The organism is Pseudomonas sp. R11F (genome assembly GCF_050312575.1).
GTDB lineage: Bacteria > Pseudomonadota > Gammaproteobacteria > Pseudomonadales > Pseudomonadaceae > Aquipseudomonas > Aquipseudomonas palleroniana.
The window spans coordinates 1-324 of sequence record NZ_JBNPJU010000093.1 but is presented as its reverse complement, the minus strand read 5'-3'; the positions used below and the strand labels follow the sequence as shown (position 1 = coordinate 324).

Here is a 324-nt window from a genome sequence, read left to right as displayed (position 1 = left end):
CGCCTGCACCGCGAGAAGAGCGCCGGCCAGGTGCATGACGCGCTCTGGGAGCGCGGCTAGCGGCCCCTGAAGGCTGGCCGAGACGGCCTTAACGGCTCAGCCAGCGCATCACCAGCCGGTTCATCCACGGCGGCGACAGCTGCCCGGCCCAGTAGAGCGCCTTGAACTGCCCGCCTATCGGCCGGTGCACGGCATCGCAGGTGGTGTGCCGCCAGGCCGCCTCGGCGATCGTCTCCGGGCCCATGCGCAATCCCAGCCGACGCAGCACCTGCGGCTCGAAGGTCTGCCGGGTGACCATCGGCGTGCGCACGAAGGGTGGCATCA

At 71.0% G+C, this 324-nt stretch carries 1 pseudogene; it reads right to left on the bottom strand.

The features are described from left to right. Positions 1 to 88: 88 nt before the first annotated feature. Positions 89 to 324 (bottom strand): annotated as a pseudogene (locus tag ACQRBV_RS27565) (SDR family oxidoreductase); the annotation flags it as partial.